The 21,531-nt window shown below is 66.5% G+C and carries 23 protein-coding genes; 8 read left to right on the forward strand and 15 right to left on the reverse strand.

What is annotated here, in order from left to right:
* Positions 1-93 precede the first annotated feature (93 nt).
* From ACM0O9_RS15650 to folB, 4 genes are all read right to left on the reverse strand, one after another.
* Positions 94-648, reverse strand: coding sequence for a hypothetical protein (locus ACM0O9_RS15650; protein ID WP_414604214.1), 555 nt, complete (start codon positions 646-648; stop codon positions 94-96).
* 128 nt (positions 649-776) lie between these two features.
* The gene (locus tag ACM0O9_RS15655; RefSeq protein ID WP_414604213.1) at positions 777-2,951 is read right to left on the reverse strand and encodes a glycoside hydrolase family 3 N-terminal domain-containing protein; all 2,175 of its coding nucleotides are present in this window, start codon (positions 2,949-2,951) and stop codon (positions 777-779) included.
* 128 nt (positions 2,952-3,079) lie between these two features.
* Complete coding sequence (locus ACM0O9_RS15660) at positions 3,080-4,351, reverse strand: mechanosensitive ion channel family protein (RefSeq protein WP_111177590.1); 1,272 nt, start codon at positions 4,349-4,351, stop codon at positions 3,080-3,082.
* A gap of 91 nt (positions 4,352-4,442) precedes the next feature.
* Complete coding sequence (gene folB / locus ACM0O9_RS15665) at positions 4,443-4,796, reverse strand: dihydroneopterin aldolase (RefSeq protein ID WP_414604211.1); 354 nt, start codon at positions 4,794-4,796, stop codon at positions 4,443-4,445.
* Between the two features lie 518 nt (positions 4,797-5,314).
* Here folB and ACM0O9_RS15670 point away from each other — a divergent pair.
* Positions 5,315-5,968: a hypothetical protein gene (locus ACM0O9_RS15670; RefSeq protein ID WP_414604210.1), complete on the forward strand. Its 654-nt coding sequence runs from the start codon at positions 5,315-5,317 to the stop codon at positions 5,966-5,968.
* Positions 5,969-6,001: 33 nt separating this feature from the next.
* Here ACM0O9_RS15670 and tsaD read toward each other — a convergent pair whose 3' ends face one another.
* A complete protein-coding gene (gene tsaD, locus ACM0O9_RS15675) occupies positions 6,002-7,027 on the reverse strand; it encodes a tRNA (adenosine(37)-N6)-threonylcarbamoyltransferase complex transferase subunit TsaD (protein WP_005415014.1) in 1,026 nt (341 codons plus the stop codon).
* Positions 7,028-7,193: 166 nt separating this feature from the next.
* Here tsaD and rpsU point away from each other — a divergent pair, with 166 nt between their 5' ends.
* The 6 genes from rpsU (at position 7,194) to ACM0O9_RS15705 (ending at position 12,340) form a co-directional block, all read left to right on the forward strand.
* Positions 7,194-7,409 (forward strand): 30S ribosomal protein S21, encoded by a 216-nt coding sequence (gene rpsU, locus ACM0O9_RS15680; protein ID WP_002808376.1) that lies wholly within the window; start codon positions 7,194-7,196, stop codon positions 7,407-7,409.
* A 133-nt stretch (positions 7,410-7,542) separates the two neighbouring features.
* Complete coding sequence (locus ACM0O9_RS15685) at positions 7,543-7,986, forward strand: GatB/YqeY domain-containing protein (RefSeq protein WP_005415013.1); 444 nt, start codon at positions 7,543-7,545, stop codon at positions 7,984-7,986.
* A 105-nt stretch (positions 7,987-8,091) separates the two neighbouring features.
* A complete protein-coding gene (locus ACM0O9_RS15690) occupies positions 8,092-9,012 on the forward strand; it encodes a YihY/virulence factor BrkB family protein (protein ID WP_005415012.1) in 921 nt (306 codons plus the stop codon).
* Between the two features lie 61 nt (positions 9,013-9,073).
* Positions 9,074-10,813, forward strand: coding sequence for a DNA primase (dnaG, locus tag ACM0O9_RS15695; RefSeq protein WP_111177586.1), 1,740 nt, complete (start codon positions 9,074-9,076; stop codon positions 10,811-10,813).
* A 26-nt stretch (positions 10,814-10,839) separates the two neighbouring features.
* Positions 10,840-11,340 (forward strand): protein tyrosine phosphatase family protein, encoded by a 501-nt coding sequence (locus ACM0O9_RS15700; RefSeq protein ID WP_053498704.1) that lies wholly within the window; start codon positions 10,840-10,842, stop codon positions 11,338-11,340.
* Between the two features lie 28 nt (positions 11,341-11,368).
* Positions 11,369-12,340 carry a bile acid:sodium symporter family protein gene (locus ACM0O9_RS15705; RefSeq protein WP_065179432.1) on the forward strand — a complete coding sequence of 324 codons (972 nt, stop codon included), beginning with the start codon at positions 11,369-11,371 and terminating at the stop codon, positions 12,338-12,340.
* A gap of 115 nt (positions 12,341-12,455) precedes the next feature.
* On the opposite strand, the gene ACM0O9_RS15710 is transcribed toward ACM0O9_RS15705, so the two are convergent.
* From ACM0O9_RS15710 to ACM0O9_RS15730, 5 genes are all read right to left on the reverse strand, one after another.
* Positions 12,456-13,262 (reverse strand): calcium-binding protein, encoded by an 807-nt coding sequence (locus ACM0O9_RS15710; protein WP_414604208.1) that lies wholly within the window; start codon positions 13,260-13,262, stop codon positions 12,456-12,458.
* A 141-nt stretch (positions 13,263-13,403) separates the two neighbouring features.
* On the reverse strand, positions 13,404-14,297 hold the full coding sequence (gene cyoE / locus ACM0O9_RS15715) for a heme o synthase (RefSeq protein ID WP_414604207.1): 894 nt from the start codon (positions 14,295-14,297) through the stop codon (positions 13,404-13,406).
* A gap of 4 nt (positions 14,298-14,301) precedes the next feature.
* Positions 14,302-15,465 carry a COX15/CtaA family protein gene (locus ACM0O9_RS15720; protein ID WP_065179434.1) on the reverse strand — a complete coding sequence of 388 codons (1,164 nt, stop codon included), beginning with the start codon at positions 15,463-15,465 and terminating at the stop codon, positions 14,302-14,304.
* A 10-nt stretch (positions 15,466-15,475) separates the two neighbouring features.
* Positions 15,476-16,045 carry a redox-active disulfide-containing membrane protein gene (locus tag ACM0O9_RS15725; RefSeq protein WP_005415005.1) on the reverse strand — a complete coding sequence of 190 codons (570 nt, stop codon included), beginning with the start codon at positions 16,043-16,045 and terminating at the stop codon, positions 15,476-15,478.
* A 96-nt stretch (positions 16,046-16,141) separates the two neighbouring features.
* On the reverse strand, positions 16,142-16,858 hold the full coding sequence (locus ACM0O9_RS15730; protein ID WP_065186704.1) for an SURF1 family protein: 717 nt from the start codon (positions 16,856-16,858) through the stop codon (positions 16,142-16,144).
* Between the two features lie 57 nt (positions 16,859-16,915).
* On the opposite strand from ACM0O9_RS15730, the gene ACM0O9_RS15735 reads away from it, so the two are divergent.
* The gene (locus ACM0O9_RS15735; protein ID WP_372485158.1) at positions 16,916-17,134 is read left to right on the forward strand and encodes a twin transmembrane helix small protein; all 219 of its coding nucleotides are present in this window, start codon (positions 16,916-16,918) and stop codon (positions 17,132-17,134) included.
* A 20-nt stretch (positions 17,135-17,154) separates the two neighbouring features.
* On the opposite strand, the gene ACM0O9_RS15740 is transcribed toward ACM0O9_RS15735, so the two are convergent.
* Genes ACM0O9_RS15740 through coxB form a run of 5 tightly spaced genes read right to left on the reverse strand, consistent with a single transcriptional unit; the run spans position 17,155 to position 21,529 of the window.
* Positions 17,155-18,030: a cytochrome c oxidase subunit 3 gene (locus ACM0O9_RS15740; RefSeq protein ID WP_005407793.1), complete on the reverse strand. Its 876-nt coding sequence runs from the start codon at positions 18,028-18,030 to the stop codon at positions 17,155-17,157.
* 13 nt (positions 18,031-18,043) lie between these two features.
* Positions 18,044-18,634, reverse strand: coding sequence for a cytochrome c oxidase assembly protein (locus ACM0O9_RS15745; RefSeq protein WP_005415002.1), 591 nt, complete (start codon positions 18,632-18,634; stop codon positions 18,044-18,046).
* On the reverse strand, positions 18,631-18,897 hold the full coding sequence (locus tag ACM0O9_RS15750; protein WP_414604206.1) for a hypothetical protein: 267 nt from the start codon (positions 18,895-18,897) through the stop codon (positions 18,631-18,633). The genes ACM0O9_RS15745 and ACM0O9_RS15750 overlap by 4 nt, the downstream gene beginning before the upstream one ends.
* An 8-nt stretch (positions 18,898-18,905) precedes the next feature.
* The gene (ctaD, locus tag ACM0O9_RS15755; protein WP_072169019.1) at positions 18,906-20,513 is read right to left on the reverse strand and encodes a cytochrome c oxidase subunit I; all 1,608 of its coding nucleotides are present in this window, start codon (positions 20,511-20,513) and stop codon (positions 18,906-18,908) included.
* A 59-nt stretch (positions 20,514-20,572) separates the two neighbouring features.
* Entirely contained in the window at positions 20,573-21,529 is a 957-nt protein-coding gene (gene coxB / locus ACM0O9_RS15760; protein ID WP_353075750.1) for a cytochrome c oxidase subunit II, read from the reverse strand.
* Positions 21,530-21,531: the final 2 nt, after the last annotated feature.

The following is a 21,531-nucleotide window of genomic DNA, read 5'->3' on the forward strand; positions in this document are numbered from 1 at the left end:
GGCCGGCAACCGCCGGATGCCGGAAGGATCCAGGTGCCGGCCAGCGGCCGGCACTACCCTGCCAAACGGCCCCGCGTGCGGGGCCGTCTGCGTTCACTGGATGGTGATGACCTTTACCTCGGTCTGCGTGCAGGCCTTGTCCAGGCACGTTCCGTTCAACCACACCTGTCCATCGCCAATCATCACGCCCTGCTGGTTGACGAAGACCTTGCCGAAGTCCTGCTCGGACACTGCCTTGACCACCGCCGGGGTGATGATCTTCTCGTAGTTCCGTTGGAACTCACCGGGGCCAGTGATCTTCTTTCCGTCGCTGATGTTCAACGGGAAGCGCACTTGCTCGACCACCGCGGCACGATCACCGCCGACCACGGCCGTCTTGAACGCGTTGAAGACCTTCTCGAACTGCGCCGCATCGCCGAGCAGCGATTCGATGCGCGCACGCGCGTCCTCGGCGGGCGCCTCCGCGGCCGGTGCGACCGGTGCGGCGGCGGCAGGTTCGGCAGCCGGCGCCGCCGGTTCAGCGGCAGGCGTCGCTGCCGCGTTCGCTTCCATCGGCGGCGGCGCATCCGCCGCAGGCTGCGCCGGCGGCTCAGGCTGCGAACAGGCCGCCAGCAGCAGAGCGGGAATCAGGTAGGCCATCCGGCGCATACGCGCACTCCATCGAAACAGGAAGCCCGATGGTAGCGCCGCCACAGTGACGGCAACAAAAAGGGGACGGAGGGGATTAAGTCGTTAGTGGCACAAACGACTTAATCCCCTCCGTCCCCTTTTTCTGATCAGGCCTTCAGCAGTTCGAACTGCACGGCTTCGCCGGCGGCCGACGAGGCGCAGACCCACAGGTCGAACTGGCCCGGCTCGGCACGCAGCACGCCATCGCGGCCGGTGAACGCCAACTGCTCGCGGGTCAGGGTGAACACCACGTCGGCGGACTCCCCCGGCTGCAGCGCCACCTTGCGGAAGTCCTTCAGCTCACGCACCGGACGTACGCGGCTGGCCACGCGGTCGTGGATGTACAACTGCACCACTTCCTCCCCGGCCACATCACCGCTGTTGGTCAGCGTGGTGGTGATGGTCAGGGTGTCGTCCCAGCCAAGCTGCACAGCACTCAGCTGCGGCACGCCGTAGGCGAAGGAGGTGTAGCCGATGCCGTGGCCGAACGGGTACAGCGGCTCGTTCGGAATCTCGCGCCAGCGGGCCTTGAACTCCGACATGGTCGGCAGCTCCGGACGGCCGGTGCGCGGGTGGTTGTAGAAGTACGGCTGCTGGCCGGACACCTGCGGGAAGCTGACCGGCAGGCGGCCGGACGGGCTGTAGTCACCGAACAGCACATCGGCCACGGCATGGCCGGTCTGCGTACCCAGGTACCAGGTCACCGCCACGGCCTGCGCATTGCGCACCGCGCCCTGCAGCGCCAGCGCGCGGCCATTGCGCAGCAGCACCACCAGCGGCTTGCCGGTCATCGCCACGGCCTCGGCCAGTGCCTGCTGTGCCGGCGGCAGGGTGATCTCCACGCGCGATTGCGCTTCACCGCTGTAACGCTGCGGTTCGCCCAGCGCCAGCACCACCACATCGGCGCGCAGCGCGGCAGCCACCGCCGCTTCGGTACCGCCCGGAATGGCCGCTTCCAGTTCGCAGCCCGGCACGATTTCCAGCAGCGCTTCGTCGCCGATGGCGGCACGCACGCCGGTTTCCAGGTCGACGTAACGCTGCTTGTCGCCGAACAGCGTCCAGCAGCCTTCGATGTTCTCGCGGTCCTGCACGAACGGGCCGATCAGCGCGATCTTCTGCCCGGTCTTCTGCAGCGGCAGCACGTTGTCGCGGTTGTTCAGCAGCACGATCGAACGGCGCGCGGCATCGCGCGACAGTTCATCATGCGCAGCGATATGCGAGGTATCCGCTTCGCGCGCCGGGTCCAGCGAACGGTACGGGTCGTCGAACAGGCCGATGGTTTCCTTCAGCCACAGGATGCGGCGCACGCCTTCATCCAGCACCGCCATCGGCACTTCGCCGCTCTCGACCAGGCCCGGCAGGTGCTCGGCGTAGAAGCCGCTCTGCATGCTCAGGTCCAGGCCGGCGGTGAACGCCTTGGCGGTGGCATCGCGGTCGTCGGCGGCATAGCCGTGGGCGACCAGCTCCATGTCGGCGGTGTAGTCGGAGATCACCACGCCCGGGAACTTCCATTCGCCGCGCAGGATGTCGGTCAGCAGTTCAGCGTTGGCACTGGCCGGCACGCCGTTGATGTCATTGAACGAGGACATCACGGTGATCGCGCCGGCCTCGAAGGCGGCCTTGAACGGCGGCAGATGCACATCGCGCAGGGTCTGCGGCGAGATGTCCACCATGTTGTATTCCATGCCGGCCATCACCGCGCCGTAGGCGGCGAAGTGCTTCGGCGTGGCCAGCAGCGAATCGGCGGCGCGCAGGTCGCTGCCCTGGAAGCCACGCACGCGGGCGGCGGCGAACGCACAACCCAGCACCACGTCCTCACCGGCACCTTCGGCACCCCGGCCCCAGCGCTGGTCGCGGGCGATGTCCACGGCCGGGGCATAGGTCCAGTGCAGGCCGGCAGCGGTGGCTTCGATGGCGGTGGCGCGCGCGGTGCGCTCGGCCAGGTCCGGCTCGAAGCTGGCGGCCTCGCCCAACGGAATCGGGAACACGGTACGCATGCCGTGGATGACGTCGGCGGCCAGGATCACCGGGATGCCCAGGCGGCTCTCCTCGGTGGCGACCTGCTGGATGCGGCGGCCCAGCTCGGCGCCCACGCCATTGAACAGCGAGCCGACCTTGCCCTCGCGCACCTGCTGCAGCACCTGGTCGGCATTGCGCACGTTGGCTTCCGGGTTCACGTCCGGGGCGAACGGGCGGACCATGTCCGCGAAGACACCCAGCTGGCCGACCTTTTCCTCGACGGTCATCTGGGCAATGAGGGATTCGATGCGATCGGAGGCCACCGGCAGTCCTTGATGAAAACGTTTACAAGCCCGGCATTCTAGCGATCCCGAGCCATTTGGCGAGAGGTTTCTTCGTTCAGTTTCAGCCAACAGCGGGGCCCGTATGGTCCCACCGGGAGCACCGCAGCTTACTCCGAGCCGGCCATCTGGCGCTGCCCGGCCATCAACATGGCATCGCTGGAGGCCTGGAACACCCGCAAGCCGAACGCCGGCAGAATCGCCAGCAGGTGGTCGAAGATGTCCGACTGCACGGCCTCGTACTCGCTCCAGGCGGTGCTGCGGGTGAAGCAGTACAGCTCCAGCGGCAGGCCTTCGGTGGTGGGCTGCAGCTGCCGCACCAGCAGGGTCATGTCGGTATGGATGCCCGGATGGCTGCGCAGGTAACGCTCCACATAGGCACGGAAGGTACCCAGGTTGGTCACCCGGCGGCTGTTGACCTCGGCCACACCCTGCTCGCGCAGGCGCCCGTTCCACTGCCCCAGTTCCTGCTCCTTTTCACGCAGGTAGTCACGCAGCAGCGCGAATTCGCCGAGGAAGGCCAGGTCGCCCTCGTCCAGGAAGCCGACGCTGTGCTGGTCCAGGTACAGCGCGCGCTTGATCCGGCGGCCACCGGCCTCCTGCATGCCGCGCCAGTTCTTGAACGACTCGGTCACCAGCTTCTTGGTCGGGATGGTGGTGATGGTCTTGTCGAAGTTCTGCACGGTGATGGTGTGCAGGGCGATGTCGATGACGTCACCGTCGGCGTTCTGGCTGGGCATCTCGATCCAGTCGCCGATGCGCACGCGGCCATCGCCACTGATCTGCACGCTGGCCACCAGCGACAGGATGGTGTCCTGGAAGATCAGCATCAGCACCGCGGTGGCGGCGCCAAGGCCGGTCACCAGCGGGCCCAGCTTCACCCCAAGCAGGGTGGCGATGATGGACAGGCCGGCGGCCACGAACACCACGATCTTGACCACCTGCAGGTAGCCCTTGATCGGCTTGTTGCGCGCATCGGGCTTGCGCTCGTACAGGCTGTTGGCCGCGTCCAGCGCATGCGAGAACGCCATCGACACCGTCAGTACGGCCCACACGATGCACAGCTTGATGATGACGTTGACCAGGCTGGGCGGCAAGTCGGGGATGAGGGTGATGCCCGAAGCGATCACCTGGCTGGGCACCACGTTGGACAGGCGCGAAATCACCCGCATCAAGTGGCTGCCGCGGCCGGACTCGGCACCTGGCAGGCGCTGCAACAGGCGCCGCAGGCCACGCAGCAGGATGCGCTTGGTCACCCAATTGGCCAGGCCGGCGGCGATCAGCAGCGCCGAGATCATCAACGCCAGGTAGGCGCCGGGATAGGGTTCCAGTGTGTTCTGCAGCCGTTCCAGCCACTGTACCGCCACCACCGCGTCCACCATCAGTTGTCTCCTGTCTGTTTCGTTGTTGCCAAGGTTGCCGGCCAGCGGCCGGCACTACCGGGGTTTCCGGCCGGCGGCCGGATTTACCGGGTCATTCCCGCGTGCGTTCGATGATCACGCCCACCGCGCGCGCGCCGCGCACCGCGCCCGGCTTGCTCAGCTTCAGGCGCAGCCACTTCACGTCGAATTCGTCCAGCACGATCTGCGCGCAGCGCTCGGCCAGCGTCTCGACCAGGCCGAACTCCGACTCGCGCACGAACTGCTCCAGGCGCTTGCTCACCGCCTTGTAGTTCAGGGTGTGGGCGATGTCGTCGATGGCCGCAGGGCGACGGTTGTCGAAGCCCATTTCCAGGTCGAACACCAGGTCCTGGCGGATCCGTCGCTCCCAATCGTAGATACCGATCAGGGCGTCGATCGTCAGCCCCTCGATGAAAACCTTGTCCATTGCGGTTACCAGCGCCAATACAGGCGGCCATGGTAACGGCACGGCGGTGAGCCTGCCCGGAACGGGCGACGGGTGGCCGGCACGGGGCGGCCCGGAAAAAACAAAGGGCCCCGCTAGCAGGGCCCTTTGGTACTACCGTTTGTCCCCGGGGGGAGCTGTTGAACAGCCGCGGGTCCGGTGGCGCAGGCTTTGAAATTGAAGCAGGTCAGGCCTGCTGATCAAGAGGCGATTACGACTGTGCCGGTGTCTCAAAAGACAAAGGGCCCTGCTAGCGGGGCCCTTTGGTACCTCTCAACGTCCCCAGGGGAAGCTGGAGTCCAGCCGCGAGTCCCGGAGCACACGCCGCAAGGTTAGGAGTGCCCCCCAGACCAGTCAATTGGCAAATGCGTCACGGCAGACGACCGGCCGAAAAACCGAGCCGATCCACGAAAAAACACTGACGATCATGATGCCGTTTTCTGATGTTCCTGCCTCGTTCCCAGGGTCAACGTGAAACCACGTTCCCTGGGAGTGAGTTGATGAAGGAAAGCAGGATCCTGCAGGCAGCACTATCCCGGCAGAGATGGTCGACCTACGAGCGCATCGCTTCTCGTTGCGTATCCGATCCCGCCACGCTCTATGCCTGGAACATGCAGATGTGTGCTGCTCTCCTGCCACCGTTGCACATCTGTGAAGTTGTGATCCGCAATGCAGCCGCTACGGCGCTGGTGCATCGTTATGGTCGATGCTGGCCCTGGCATCCAGCGCTGCTGCGCAGCCTTCCTGCCGAAGGCGCCCTTGCCTCGCTATGCAAAGTCCGCGGCAGCGCCGGAGCTCCGCGGGATGTACCGGAGGTCATCGCCAAACTGCGATTCGGCTTCTGGCAGCAATTGTTCGCTCGACGGTTCGAGCATTCGATCTGGGCCGGGACCATGGGCCTGGCGCTGCCACACGCACCCTCGGTGCCGCTGTCCGTCCTTCGTCGGTCCATCCATGCCGACCTCGACCGCATCCGCCACCTGCGCAACCGCATCGCCCATCACGAGCCCATCCTCGAGCGCGACATCGGCGCCGATCTGGCCGCGATCGGGTGGCTGATCCATGCGCGCTGCCCGCACACCCTGGGGTGGCTGCAGCGCCATGAGCGGGCGACGACGGTATGGGCGGCGTCGCCGTTGGCCGGGCGTCCGTAAAGCGTCCGCCGGGCGTGGCCCGGCGCTACCGGCTCAGACCGCCGGCAGGGTCGCCATGTCCCAGCGCGGGGTCACATCCACCTTCGGCGGGCTGTGCTGGCCAGCCTGCAGCCGCAGTGCGCCAGCGAAGGCGATCATCGCGCCGTTGTCGGTGCACAGTGCAGGCCGCGGGAAGCAGGCGCGGCCGCCGAGGCGCTCGGCCATCTGCTGCAGGCGGGCGCGCAGGCGCTTGTTGGCACCTACACCGCCGGCAACCACGATCACGTTGGTCCCGGCCGCTTCCAGCGCGCGCTCGCACTTGATTGACAGGGTCTCGACCACCGCGTCCTCAAAGCCCCGGGCAATGTTGGCGCGGGTCTGCTCGCTCTGGTCGCTGTCGCGCCAGGCCATCAGGACCTGGGTCTTCAGGCCGGAGAAGCTGAAATCCAGCCCCGGGCGGTCGGTCATCGGCCGCGCGAAGCGGTACGCGCCCGGCGTGCCCTGCTCGGCCAGCCTGGCCAGCTGCGGGCCGCCCGGGTACGGCAGGCCCATCAGCTTGGCGGTCTTGTCGAAGGCCTCGCCAGCCGCATCGTCCAGGGTTTCGCCCAGCAGGCGGTACTGGCCGATCGCGTCCACCGCCACCAGCTGGGTATGGCCACCGGACACCAGCAGCGCCACGAACGGCGCTTCCGGCGGGTCGTCTTCCATCAGCGGAGCCAGCAGGTGGCCTTCCATATGGTGTACGCCGACGGCCGGTACCTCCAGCGCCCAGGCCAGCGATCGGGCCACGCCGGCGCCGACCAGCAACGCGCCGACCAGACCGGGACCGGCCGTATAGGCGACGCCATCGATATCGCCTACACCCAGACCGGCGTCGGCCAGGGTCTGGCGTACCAGTGGCAGCAGCTTGCGGACGTGGTCGCGGCTGGCCAGTTCGGGCACCACGCCACCGTATTCGGCGTGCAGGGCGATCTGGCTGTAGACCGCATGGGCGCGCAGGGCCGCGCTGCCGGCCAGGTCGGTGTCATACACCGCCACGCCGGTCTCATCACAGGAAGATTCGATGCCAAGGACTCGCATGCCTGCTATTATGACGCCCCTGCCGCCCCCTCGGGGGACGTGCAGATCTCACTGCTTTCGAACCGCCGGCCCGTATTCAGGGTTGGCCGCTTGCAGTTTGTCGATTCGCCGCTATAATGTGCGGCTCGCCGGGCGTGACCCGGTTCTACTGTGTCCCGGAGATTCCATGCCCAGCGTCAAAGTCCGCGAGAACGAGCCCTTCGAGTTTGCTCTTCGCCGCTTCAAGCGCACTTGCGAAAAGGCCGGTGTGCTGGCCGAAACCCGCAAGCGCGAGTTCTACGAAAAGCCGACCCAGGAGCGCAAGCGCAAGGCCGCCGCTGCTGTGAAGCGTCAGCTGCGCCGCTCGTCGCGCGACGTCACCAAGCGTCAGCGCCTGTACTGATCGGACGCATCTTCATTGCGGCGGGCCTGCCCGTCGCGATGGAGCCGAAGCCGGCACGCGCGAGCGTCGCCGGCTTTTTGCGTTTCCGGGTTCGGGCATCCGCCCCGCCCCACCTACCACCACGAGGTTCCTCATGAGCATGAAGCAGCAGCTCACCGAAGACATGAAGGCCGCCATGAAGGCGGGCGAGAAGCACAAGCTGGGCGTGATCCGCCTGATCAATGCCGCCATCAAGCAGCGCGAAGTGGACGAGCGCATCGAGCTGGATGACACCGCCGTGATCGCCGTGCTCGACAAGATGGTCAAGCAGCGCAAGGACTCGGTCAGCCAGTACGAAGCGGCCAACCGCGAAGACCTGGCCGAGATCGAGCGCGCCGAGATCGTGGTCATCGAAGCCTATCTGCCGGCCAAGATGGGCGAAGCCGAGATCGTGGCCGCCATCCAGGCCGCCATCGCCGAGACCGGCGCCTCCGGCCCGGCCGACATGGGCAAGCTGATGGGCGCACTGAAGCCCAAGCTCGCTGGCCAGGCCGACATGGGCCTGGTGTCCAAGCTGGTCAAGCAGCAGCTGGCGTAATCCGGTACACGGAGTCGGATCCCTTTCGCAACGCGAAAGGGCTCTGACCCCATTGATGCACCCGCTTCACCGCACCTTCGTCGGTCGCCTGCTACAACCACACCCATGGTTGAACCCGAGCCCAACGTTCCCGTGTCCCTGCACAAGTACCTCAAGCGCCTGCAGGACAGCTTTCCGATGGCGGTGGCCAAGCGCTTCATCGACGTCGACGTGCTGACCCAGGCCGCCTCCGTTTCCTTCTACGCCCTGCTGTCGATGGCCCCGCTGCTGGTGCTGCTGCTGTGGTTGACCGCTTCGCTGTACCCGCCGGCACAGCAGGCGCTGATCGACCAGATCAGCTCGGTGGCTGGCAGCAGCGCGGCTACGGTGGCCGAAACCGTCTTGAAGAACGCCGACAACCAGCCCGACGTCGGCTCGTTGGCGGGGCTGTGGAGCACGCTGCTGCTGTTCGTCGGCGCCACCGCCGTGTTCGCGCAGCTGCAGAACGCGCTCAACCTGATCTTCCGCACCAGTGGCGAGCGCCTGGAGGGCATCAAGGCCTGGCTGCGCAAGCGTGTGTTCTCGTTTGGCGTGGTGCTGGCCCTGGGCTTCCTGCTGATCCTGTCGATGACGGCCACCACGGTACTGCAGGTGGCCTTCGCGCAACTGCCCTCGATCCTCCCCGCGCTGGGGTACGTCACCAGCCTGCTGCTGTACGCGGTGGGGTTCGCCTTCATGTACCACTATCTGCCCGACCGCCGCGTGGCGTGGCGCCAGGCCTTCATCGGCGGCGTCATCACCTCGGCACTGTTCGCACTGGGCCGCTATGGCATCGGCGTCTACATCGCCACCGTGGCCCCCGGCAGTGCCTACGGCTCGATGGGCGCCCTGGTGATCTCGCTGGTCTGGATCTATTACGCGACCGTGGTCTTCTTCGTTGGCGCGCTGATGACCGCGGTGATCGATGAGCGCCTGCGCGCGCGCCATCACCTGGCCGCCGCCGGCATCGATCCGGCCACCGCCAGCCAGGTGCCCGACAGGGGGTAAACTAGGCCGACCGCCCCCGGTTCCGTCGCGTGGTCCTGTACCGCGCCCTGCCCTGCTGCCCATGGCCCGTATCCCCGACGCTTTCATCGACGACCTGCTGGCCCGCACCGACATCGTCGAGGTGGTGGGCAGCCGCGTGCCGTTGAAGCGCCAGGGCAAGGAATACGCCGCACGCTGCCCGTTCCATGACGAGCGCTCGGCCTCGTTCACGGTCTCGCCCACCAAGCAGTTCTATCACTGCTTCGGCTGCGGCGCGCACGGCACCGCGATCAGCTTCCTGATGAACTACGACCGCCTCGAGTTCCTCGACGCGGTGGATGAACTGGCCAAGCGCGCCGGCATGGAAGTGCCGCGCAACGAGAATCCGCGCAGCCCGCAGCAGCAGGACGACAGCCGCGAGCTGTATTCGGCGCTGGACGCCGCCACCAGGTTCTTCCAGAAGAACCTCGAAGGAAGCGAGAAGGCACGCGCGTATCTGGAAAGCCGTGGCGTGGACGAAGCGAACCGCGCGCGCTTCCAGATCGGCTACGCACCGGATGGCTACAGCGGCCTGCGCGATGCGCTGGGCAAGGACGAGCGCCGCATGAAGCTGCTCGACCGCGCCGGCCTGTTCTCCAAGAACGATCGCGGCCACGTCTACGACAAGTTCCGCGACCGGGTGATGTTCCCGATCTTCGACCGTCGTGGCCGGGTGATCGCCTTCGGCGGCCGCGTGTTCGAGAAGGACGACGGCCCCAAGTACCTCAACTCGCCCGAGACCGCGCTGTTCCACAAGGGCCGCGAACTGTACGGCCTGTGGCAGGTGCGCCAGGCCAACCAGAAGATCGAGCGGTTGATCGTGGTCGAGGGCTACATGGACGTGGTTTCGCTGTTCCAGTTCGGCGTCACCCAGGCGGTGGCCACGCTGGGTACGGCGACCACGCCGGACCACGCCGAGCTGTTGTTCCGCAACGCACCGGACGTGTTCTTCTGCTTCGACGGCGATGCCGCCGGCCGCCGCGCCGGCTGGAAGGCCCTGGAGTCGGTGCTGCCGCGCATGAAGGACGGCCGCCAGGCGTTCTTCCTGTTCCTGCCCGATGGCGAGGACCCGGACAGCATCGTGCGCAAGGAAGGCGCCGAGGCCTTCAACGAGCGCCTGAAGCAGGCCACGCCGCTGTCGCAGTTTTTCTTCGATGAACTGACCCGCGAGATCAACCTGGGCACGCTGGACGGCAAGGCACGCCTGGCCGAACGCGCAAAGCCGATGCTGGCGCAGATTCCCGACGGTGCCTTCGGCGACCTGATGAAGCAGCAGCTGGCGCAGCTGACCGGCCTGGGCGGCACTGCCCAGGCCACGCGCGCGCCGATGCCGCAACGCCAGCCACAGCGGACGATCCAGCCGGTGGCCAAGCGCAGCCTGGTGCGCGGCGCGATCGCCGTGCTGCTGCAGCAGCCGTCGCTGGCGCTGACCCTGGGCGGAAAGCATCACTTCCAGGGCCTGCGACTGCCGGGCGTGGAGCTGCTGCTGGAACTGCTGGGGCTGGTCGAACAGCGCCCGGACATCAGCACCGGCGCCCTGCTGGAACACTTCGACGGCCGCGAGGAACAGGCGTCGCTGCACACCCTGGCGGCACAAACCCTGCCTGGCACCGAGGCCAGCTGGACCCAGGAACTGCACGACGCGGTGGCACAGCTGGAGAAACAGCTGCTGGTGCAACGTCTGGAGGAGTTGTTGGCAAAGCAGCGCCAGCAGGGCCTGGATGATACTGACAAATACGAACTGCGCGAGCTGCTGAAGGCCCGCGCCGGGCTGCGCCTGTAGCGGCAGAACGTTTCACGGAGAGGACCATGCTGCTGCGCCTGACCTGCCTGCTGTTGTTGTCGCTCTGCCTGCCACTGGCGGCCCTGGCCGCAGATGGCCCGCTCAGGGAAGTCCGGCCGGGCCTGTATGCCGGTGGCCAGCCCTCCGCCGCACAACTGGGCGAACTTGCCGCGCAGGGCGTGCGCACCGTGATCGACCTGCGCCAGCCCGGCGAGGACCGGGGGTTCGACGAAACGCGCGTTGCCGAATCATTGGGCCTGCGCTACGTGCGCATTCCGGTGGCCGGTGCCGAGGGGCTCGATGCCGCCAACGTGCGCGCCGTGCACCAGGCCCTGCGGCAGAGCCAGGGGCCGGTGCTGCTGCACTGTGCGTCCGGCAACCGCGCTGGCGCCGTGCTCGGCCTGGTCAACGCACGCTACGAACATGCCAGCCCCGAACAGGCCCTTCAGCTGGGCCAGCGTGCTGGCCTGACCTCGCTGGAAGCCGCCACCCGCCAACGCCTGGCCACGCCGGTCACCTCGCCCTGAACCCTCCGCACCAAGGACTCTGCCCACCATGACCCGCTGGTGGTCGCGCCTGCGACCGGACAACTTCACCCTCGCCCTGCTGTGCACCGTCGGCCTGGCCTCCCTGCTGCCGATGAAGGGCGCCGCCGCCATCGTCCTGGACGATGTCACCACCGTCGCCATCGCTGCACTGTTCTTCCTGCATGGCGCGCGCCTGCCACGTGAGTCGATCATTGGCGGCATGCTGCACTGGCGGCTGCACCTGACCATCCTCGCCTGCACCTTCCTCCTGTTCCCGCTGCTCGGGCTGATGTTCAAGCCGCTATCGGGCTGGCTGCTGACCCCGGAGCTGTACCTGGGCGTGCTGTTCCTGTGCACCCTGCCCTCCACCGTGCAGTCGTCCATCGCGTTCACCTCGATGGCGCATGGCAACGTGCCCGCAGCGGTGTGCAGTGCCTCGTTGTCGAGCATTCTCGGCGTATTCCTGACCCCGCTGCTGCTGACCGCGCTGGCGGGCACCTCCGGCGGCGTGCACGACCCGCTGCATGCGATCGGCGGCATCATGCTGCAGCTGCTGGTGCCGTTCGTGGCCGGCCACCTGCTGCGGCCGTGGATTGCCGGCTGGGTGGAAAAGCAGCGCGCGCTGCTGCGTTACACCGACCAGGGCACGATCCTGCTGGTGGTGTATTCGGCGTTCGGCGAGGCGGTGACCGAAGGCCTGTGGAGCAAGACGCCGCTGCTCTCGTTGCTGGCCGTGGCGGTCGTGGCCGCCGTGCTGCTCGGCATCGCCATGCCGCTGATCACCTTCATCGCCCGCCGCCTGCGTTTCAACCGCGAGGACGAGATCGCCATCGTGTTCTGCGGCTCGAAGAAGAGCCTGGCCACCGGCGTGCCGATTGCCAAGGTGCTGTTCGCCGGCGGCAGCCTCGGCGCCATCGTGCTGCCGGTGATGATCTACCACCAGATCCAGCTCATCGTCTGCGGCGTGATCGCGCAGCGGTACGCGAAGCGCGCGCCCTGACCCGGCGGGAGGACATCCACGCATGGCGTGGATCTGTTGTAGAGCCGAGCCCGCGCTCGGCCAACACCTGTGATCCGGAGTAGATCCACGCCATGCGTGGATGGTTTGCCTGACGCTACGGATCCACCAGCGTCCCGACGCTCAGTTCCGGCATCCATACCCATAGGTCGTACGGCCGTTCCGCACCGGCAGCGACCCGCGGCCCCGTGGCAACCTGCTCTCGAAGTGGCCGCGCCATGCAACCGCCCGCGCATCCCCACGTCTGACCACGTTGCGCGCCCAACCGTACGCTGTAGATATCCAGGTCCCGCAGCTGCGACGCCATCGGATGCATCTGCATTTCTGGCGGCATACCTTGCGGCCTTTGCAGCATCGCGTGCACGTTACCAGTCAGCACCAGCATGCGCGCATTGGCCGGCAGGCGTCGATAGAGCCGCCGCAACTCGGCTGCCATGAGGTCATCGCGTACCTGGTTGCCGCCTTTGCTGGCGTTGACGTCATAGCCAACGACGTCGATCACACGTCCCTGCGACTTCAGCACGCGTAGGCTTTCGATCATTGCCAGCATGTCGCGGCTGCGACGGCCATCATGCTGGTCATCGCGCACGGTCCAGAACGCACGCCCGCGCAGATGCTGGCGTGCCTTCTCCCCGCCATCGGAAGCCAGGTAATCGCGCAGCGTGGAGGTTTCCCCGCGTGGCAGTTCCAGCGCCAGCAGGACCGGCCCGGTGCGGCTGTAGTCATCCACCAGCTGCCGCACCAGCAGCGGCGTCTCGCGGGTTCCATGGAATTCGCCCAGCACCAGCAGGCGGTGATCACCGGCGTGCTGGCGGATCTGCGCGGCGGTGTCGTCGGCATGCGCGGTCACGGCCATGCCCAACGCCAGAATCAGCGCGGTGGTCCAACGGAAGATCGTATGCATCCCTGCTCGCTCCTTTCCTTGAGGTCAGGAACAGCAATGGCGACGCCGCTGGAAGAGATCAAGTGCAGAGCCGAGCCCACGCTCGGCTGCTCTTCCAATCCCCCCTCAGCCGAGCATGGGCTCGGCTCTACAGGTGGCGCTTCACAACCAGGGCAGGATCCAGTGGTCGACCAGCAGGAAGGCGAACAGCGCCATCAGGTACACGATGGAGTAATAGAACATCTTCATCGAGAACAGCTCATCCGGTGGGTCGAGCATGCGCCAGGCGTACCAGAGGAACACGGCATTGAGCACGATCGCGCCGCCCAGGTAGAACGCACCGCTCATGCCCACCAGGTAGGGCAACAGGCAGACCAGCGCCAGCACCACCGAATACACCATGATCTGCTTGCGGGTGTGCGCCACGCCGTGGGTCACCGGCAGCATCGGGATCTCCGCCTTGGCATAGTCCTCGCGGCGGAAGATTGCCAGCGCCCAGAAATGCGGTGGCGTCCAGATGAAGATGATCAGCACCAGCAGCGACGAGTATGCCCAGTCCGACGAGCCCTGCATGCCGGTCACCGCAGCCCAGCCCAGCATCGGCGGCATCGCGCCGGCCAGGCCACCGATGACGATGTTCTGCGAGGTCGCACGCTTCAGGTACACGGTGTAGATCACCGCGTAGCCGATCAGCGAGGCGAAGGTCAGCACCGCAGTGATCAGGTTCACCCACAGCACCAGGAGGGTCATCGACAGCACGATCAGCACGCCGGCGAACACCAGCACCTGCCATGGCTTGACCTTGCCGACCACCAGCGGGCGCCACGACGTGCGTGCCATCTGCGCATCGATGTGCGCATCCAGCAACTGGTTGATCGCAGCGGCCGCCGAAGCGGCCAGCCAGATGCCGAGGAAGCCGAGCAGGCCGGCGCGCACCTGCTCCCAGCTGGGCACGCCCGGGACAGCCAGGACCATGCCGACCAGGGCAGTGAAGACAATGAGGGCGACGACCTTGGGCTTGGTCAGGTCCCAGTACTGGCGGTAGTTGGAAAACATGGAATCAGTCCGGGGCGCGCAGGCGGGCCAGCAGGCTGACCAGCACGAACAACAGGGCAACGGCCACGCCGTTGTGGGCCACGGCCACTTCCAGTGGCAGCGCCAGCTTCACATTGAGGATGCCGAGGGTGACCTGCAGCACCAGCAGCGCGATCAGCGCGCTGGCCCAGCCGCGCATGCTCGGCAACCGGAACAGGCGCACGCCCAGCCACAGCAGGTAGATGGCCACCACCGCCGCGAACAGGCGGTGCGCCATCTGGATGGCGATACGGGAAGCACCATCCAGCACGCCGCCTTCGTAGTCCACGCCGATGCCACGCCACAGGGTGAAGCCTTCGACGAAGTTGTGCTGCGGCCACCACTGGTTGGCACAGCGCGGGAAGTTGTCCAGCGATGCACTGCCGCCGCCGCAGGCCAGCGCCGCGTAGTTGGCACTGACCCAGCCGCCGAGTGCGATCTGGGTGACCAGCACCGCCAGGCCGATGCGCAGCAGCCACTTCAGCTTCGGTGCCTCGGCCAGAGTGATCGGCATGTGCGTCGCACGCCAGGCCATCCAGGCCAGCAGCGCGAACATCAGCATGCCGCCCAGCAGATGGCCCATCACCACGATGGGCTTGAGCAGCAGGGTCACCGTCCACATGCCCAGCAGGGCCTGGAAGATCACCACCGCCAGGGTCAGCAGTGCAGCGCGTGCCAGGTCGATGTTGCTCCAGCGCAGCGCGGCGATCAGCAGGATCGCCTCGCCGACCAGAGCCAATGCGCTGGCGGTGCCATGCCAGCCCATCATGTACAGCGGTATGCCGGCGGCCACCAGCACGCAGGCGGTCACCACCGCCGTGGTTCCAAAGCGGCGCTTGCGCGTGGCCAGCAGGGCCAGGGTCAGGATCTCGATGCCCAGCGCGCCGGCCAGGAAGCGGTGCACCTGCTCACGCCAGGCCTTGTGGGTCTCCAGCGGGCGGATCTCCGCCGCCGGGTGGCCGATGGTCTCTTCCACGTGCTGCGGCCAGGTGGCCTGGCCATAGCAGGTCGGCCAGTCCGGACAGCTCAGGCCGGCATCGGACAGGCGTACGAACGCGCCGAACATGATCGTGCTCGCGGTCATGATCATGGCGAACCACGCCAGGCGGTGGAAATTGCGGTGCAGCGCCGGACGCGCGGAAAGGCTCATCAAACGGGACTCACTTCAGTTTCAGCAACGTGGCCATGTCCTTGCGCAGGCCACCCAGGTCGGAACCCGGGGCATGGCGCATGATCACGAAGCCGTTCGGATCGATCACGTAGACCGGCAGTCCCGCCGGATCATCGACGCCCGGCAACGCCGCGCGCAGGGCTGGCGACGGAGCCAGCGGCCGCAGCGCGGGCAGCGAGGCGATCGACGCCGGTGGCGTACCCAGCCACAGGATCTCGACATTATCGGCGTTATGGCCGAACAGCTGCCACACCTTGCCCAGTCCCTGCGACAAAGTGACGCACTGCGCGTCGCAGGCACCGGCCGGTGCCACCAGCAGGCGCCAGGTGCGGGCCTCGGGGTTCCAAGGATAGGGCTGGCCGCTGGCCAGGGTCGGCGTCTGCTGGCGCAGATCGACCGGCGGCTTCAGCAGCTGTCCCGCATTGCGGTGGCCGGTGGGCTGCCAGCCGGAGAAGCGCAATACCGCGGCCAGCGCCATCGCCCCGAAGAACACGGCAAACAGCAGCACCAGGGTCCGGCGGCCGGAGCCGCGCGCCTGCGGGGACGTAGCAGTGTTCATGTGGGGCATTTTCTCATGGTTGGGTAAACGATGCCGGTAGTGCCGGCCGCTGGCCGGCATCCAGGAATCCGAGTGCGTGCCGGCCAGCGGCCGGCACTACCCGGCGATGGGCCGTCTCCTGCGCCGCTCCAGCACCAGCGCCACCACCAGCACGGTCAAGGCCAGGCCGAACCACTGCACGGCGTAGCCCAGGTGTCGCTGCGGTGGCAGCGTATTTGGCAGCAGGTCCATGTCACGCTCGTCGCCGAAGGGCAGCGCCGGGTCCAGTCGCAGGACCCGCTCGGGCAGTGTTGGCAGGCCCAGCGCTGCGGCGAGGCCCTCGGCCGGCAAGCGGCTGGCCAGCCAGCGCCCCGCCTCACCGGTGGCGGAGAACGGCGGACCCAGTACCAGCCCCGCCGAAGGCGGTGGCGCCAGCAACCCGCGCACCACCACCGGCGAAGGCGGCGCCGGTATGTCCGGCAGCGTGCGATCCGGCGGCAGCGCGCGCCAGCCAAGATCGACCAGCAGCACGCTGCCTTCGTCACTGCGGAACGGGCGATAGATCTTTACGCCGGCACGGCCATGCCGGGTCTGGTTGTCCAGCAGCACCACGCCAGGCAGGAAGCGACCGTGATCGGCCACACCGTGCAACGCGCCGGGGGCTGCCAGGGCCTGCGCCAGCGGCAGCGCCTGTGCCACCGCTGGCCCCTGCGCATCCAACATTGACTGTTTGGCATGCATGCGCTGCAGCTGCCACAGCCCCAATGCAGTGAAACCGGCCATCGCCAGCACGGCCAGCAACCATCCGATCACACGTGTGTGCTGACGCATCATGACAAGTCCGCGCAAACGCGGTCAGATAGGCGCACCCACCCTGCCCTCGAGCCGCGCATGAATGATTCGCTGAAGACCCTGCTGGTAATCGCGTTTCTGATCGTCATCGTCTGGAACCTGGGCGCCGGCCTGTATTACCTGCTGGTCGACCGCGGGCAGACCAAGCGCACGGTCAACGCACTGACACGTCGCATCGCGGTGTCGGTGGCGTTGATCGTACTGGTGATCGTGAGCATCTACATGGGCTGGATCAAGCCGCACGGCGTCGGCGGCTGAGGCCACCGATGCGTGCGCGGTCAAAGCACGTAGACGAACAGGAACAGCATCAGCCACACCACGTCGACGAAGTGCCAGTACCACGCGGCGGCTTCGAAACCGAAATGGTTGTCGCGGGTGAAGTGTCCCTTGGCCGAACGCAGCCACATCACGATCAGCATGATCGTGCCCAGCAGCACGTGCGCGCCGTGGAAGCCGGTCAGCATGAAAAAGGTTGAACCGTAGATGCCCGAGCCCAGCGTCAGGTTCAGTTCCTTGTAGGCGTGGATGTACTCTTCCGCCTGCAGGGTCAGGAAACCGAGGCCGAGCACCACGGTCAGGCCCAGCCAGATCAGCAGCTGGCGGCGGTTGCCGGCCTTCAGCGCGTGATGGGCGATGGTCAGGGTCACGCCGGAGGTGAGCAGGATCAGCGTATTGATCAGCGGCAGGCCCCAGGCCGGGATGGTCTGGAAGGCACCACCGATCGCCGCCGGGCCATTGGTCGGCCATCCGGCGGAGTAGCCCTGCCAGAGCAGCTCGTTGGTCATCACCCCGCGGCCTTCGCCACTGAGCCACGACAGGCCCAGGTTGCGGGTGTAGAACAGCGCGCCGAAGAAGGCGCCGAAGAACATCACCTCGGAGAAGATGAACCAGATCATCCCCATCCGGAATGATCCGTCGACCTGGTGGTTGTAGTTGCCGGCCTGCGATTCGCGCACCACGTCGCTGAACCACCAGAACAGGGTCAGCACCAGCATCGCGATGCCGATGTAGAACGTCCAGCGTCCCCAGCTGGCATCGTTGAGCCAGCTGGCCACGCCCACCATGGTCACCATCATCGCGATGGACCCCACGAAGGGCCATTTGCTCTGGGCCGGGACGAAGTACACGTTGGCGTCGGTTGGTGTCTGGGCCATGTCGGTATCCGGGTCAGGGTGCGGCGTGCGCGCCGTCCGAGGTGGCGGCCGGGGCCAGCCGATCGGACAACGCGTCGTTGCGGTAGAAGGTGTAGGACAAGGTGATCGTCTTGATTTCCGGCGGCAGGTCCGGATCGACGATGAAGCGCACCGGCATGTCGCGCTTCTCGCCGGCCTGCAGCGTCTGCGCGGTGAAACAGAAGCACTCGGTCTTGCTGAAGAAGCCCGACGCGCGTGCCGGTGCCACCGAAGGCACCGCGCTGCCAACGACTGCCTGCTGGCTGTCGTTGCGGGCGAAGTACAGCGCCTCGTTGAGTTCGCCGGGCACCACATCCATGGTCAGCTGCTCGGGATGGAACGACCACGGCAGGCGCGAATTGACGCCGCCATCGAACTCCACCCGCACGGTGCGCTTGCCAGCTGCAGCACCCGTACTGGCTTCACCACCCGGGCCGCGTTCCAGGCGCACGCCGAATACCTTTTCGCAGGCAATGCGGTACAGCGGCACCAGCGAGAAGGTCAGCAGGAACACCGCCACCGCCACGCCGATCAGGCGCGGCAGCCCGGCACTGGGTGACGGCGTGCTGGCCGGTGCCTCGCTCATCGGCCGATCACCCCGCTGAGGATGAAGCCGACGTAGACCAGCACCGCGATGGCGCCGACCCACGTCGCCGTGCGCCGGGCACGCTGGCGCTGCTGTTCGATGCCGTGGTGTTGGGCTTCGCTCTGGCTTTGGTTCTGGTAGAGCCGACTGCTAGTCGGCTGCACTTCGCGAGTCGACTGACAGTCGACTCTACCGTTGGCCAGCACGCCGTCAGCCGAGCATGGCTCGGCTCTACAGTTCTGCAGTGGGCTCTCGTTATGCATGCCCCACCTCAATGCGTGATGTCGTCATGCGCCAGATCGCCCGGACGGATGGTCGGCGGCGTGGTGAAGGTGTGCGCCGGTGCCGGCGATGGCAGCGTCCACTCCAGCCCGCGTGCACCTTCCCAGCTGCGTGCTTCGGCCTTCTCGCCGTTGCGCAGCGAGGACAGCAGGATCGCGGCCATCATGAACGGCGTGACGAACATGCCGAACGCACCGATCGAGCTGATCAGGTTCCAGTCGGCAAACGCCACGCTGTAGTCGGGAATGCGGCGCGGCATGCCGGCCAGGCCGAGGAAATGCTGCGGGAAGAACAGCAGGTTGACGAACACGATCGACCACCAGAAGTGCACCTTGGCCCACTTCTCGCTGTACATCCGCCCCGTCCACTTCGGCCACCAGTAGTACACCGCGGCGATCAGCGCGAACACCGCACCGGTCACCAGCACGTAGTGGAAATGCGCAACCACGAAGTAGGTGTCGTGGTACTGGAAGTCGGCCGCCACGATGGCCAGCATCAGGCCGGAGAAGCCACCGATGGTGAACAGGATGACGAAGGCCACCGACCACAGCATCGGCGCCTCGAACGTCAGCGAGCCCCGCCACATGGTGCTGACCCAGTTGAACACCTTCACCCCGGTCGGGATCGAGATCAGCATGGTGGCGAACATGAAGTAGATCTCGCCGCCCAGCGGCATGCCCACGGTGAACATGTGGTGGGCCCAGACGATGAACGACAGGAACGCGATCGCGGCGGTGGCGTACACCATCGCCTGGTAGCCGAACAGCGGCTTGCGGCTGAAGGTCGGGATGATCTCGCTGACCACGCCGAAGGCGGGCAGGATCATGATGTAGACCTCGGGATGGCCGAAGAACCAGAAGATGTGCTGGTACATCACCGGGTCACCGCCACCGGCGGCATTGAAGAAGCTGGTGCCGAAGAACTTGTCGGTCAGCAGCATGGTCACCGCACCGGCCAGCACCGGCATCACCGCGATCAGCAGGAAGGCGGTGATCAGCCACGCCCAGCAGAAGATCGGCATCTTCAGCAGGTCGATGCCCGGCGCGCGCATGTTGAGCACGGTGGCGATGATGTTGATCGCACCCATGATCGAACTGATGCCGGCCACGTGGATAGCGAACACGCTGAAGGCCACGTTGTAGCCGCCCTGCAGCGACAGCGGCGGATACAGCGTCCAGCCACCGGCCGGTGCACCACCGGGCAGGAACAGCGTCAGCAGCAGCAGGCTGAAGGCCACCGGCAGCAGCCAGAACGACCAGTTGTTCATGCGCGGCAGCGCCATGTCCGGCGCACCGATCTGCAGCGGGATCATCCAGTTGGCAAGCCCGACAAACGCCGGCATCACGCCGCCGAAGATCATCACCAGCGCATGCACGGTCGTCATCTGGTTGAAGAACTCGGGCTTGACGAACTGCAGGCCCGGCTGCGCCAGCTCGGCGCGGATCACCACGCTCATCGCCGCACCGACGATGAACATGATGAAGCTGAAGCCCAGGTACAGCGTGCCGATGTCCTTGTGGTTGGTCGAGAAGAACCAACGCTCGAAGAAGCTCTGGTGGTGATGGTGATCGTCGTGCCCAACTGCCGAGTGCGCCATTGCAAAACACCTCTCAGAATCGGTTGTCACCACGGCCGCGAGCGGCCGCGGGCTTTACATCACGCGCCGCTGGCCGCAACCGCAGGTGCGTTGCCGGCTTCGGCAGCAGCAGGTGCCGCCGGTGCTTCGCCCGCAGGGGCAGCCGGTTCTGCAGGTGCCGCAGGGGGGGCGGGCTCGGCCGGCGGTGCAGGCTTGCGCTGCGCCAGCCACTGCTTGAAGTCCTCCTTGGACACCGCCTCGACCACGATCGGCATGAAGCCGTGGTCCTTGCCGCACAGCTCGGCGCATTGCCCGCGGTACACCCCGGGCTGCTCGATGCTGGTCCAGGCTTCGTTGATGAAGCCGGGGATCGCGTCCTGCTTCCAGCCCAGCGCCGGTACCCACCAGGCGTGGATCACGTCGTCGGAGGTGATGACGAAACGCACCTTGGTATCGACCGGCAGCACCAGGCGGTTGTCGACATCCAGCAGGTAGTGCGGATGGCTCTCGCGGGTCGGCACGACGCCGCTCTGCCGCACACGGTCGGACTCGCGGTCCAGCCGGCTGGTGAAGGTGACGTTCTCGCCGAGGTATTCGTACTTCCACATCCACTGGTAGCCGGTGACCTTCACCGTCATCTCGGCATCGCGGGTGTCGTACATCTTGATCAGGTTGGCCGTGGCCGGCCACGCCATCACGATCAGGATGATCACCGGGATCACCGTCCAGATGATCTCGGCCTTCGTGTTATGGCTGAAGGTGGCGGCGACCGCGCCCTTGGATTTGCGGAACTTGAAGATGGCGTAGGCCATCGCGCCGAACACGATGACGCCGATCACCGTGCAGATGATCAACGAAAGGTTGTTCGATTCCCAGGCCAGGCGCGAGGTCTGGGTCACCCCCTTGCCCATGTTCAGCTGCCACGGCTTGGGATCGGCCGCCTGGGCCCAGGCCAACGCCGGCATCAGTCCCCCGGTCGCCAGCACTGCGGCAACCGCGTTCACGCACTTCGTGCCCCACCTGCTGCTTTGCTTCATTG

This window comes from Stenotrophomonas sp. FR012 (assembly GCF_047520565.2).
In the GTDB taxonomy this organism is placed as follows: domain Bacteria; phylum Pseudomonadota; class Gammaproteobacteria; order Xanthomonadales; family Xanthomonadaceae; genus Stenotrophomonas; species Stenotrophomonas sepilia.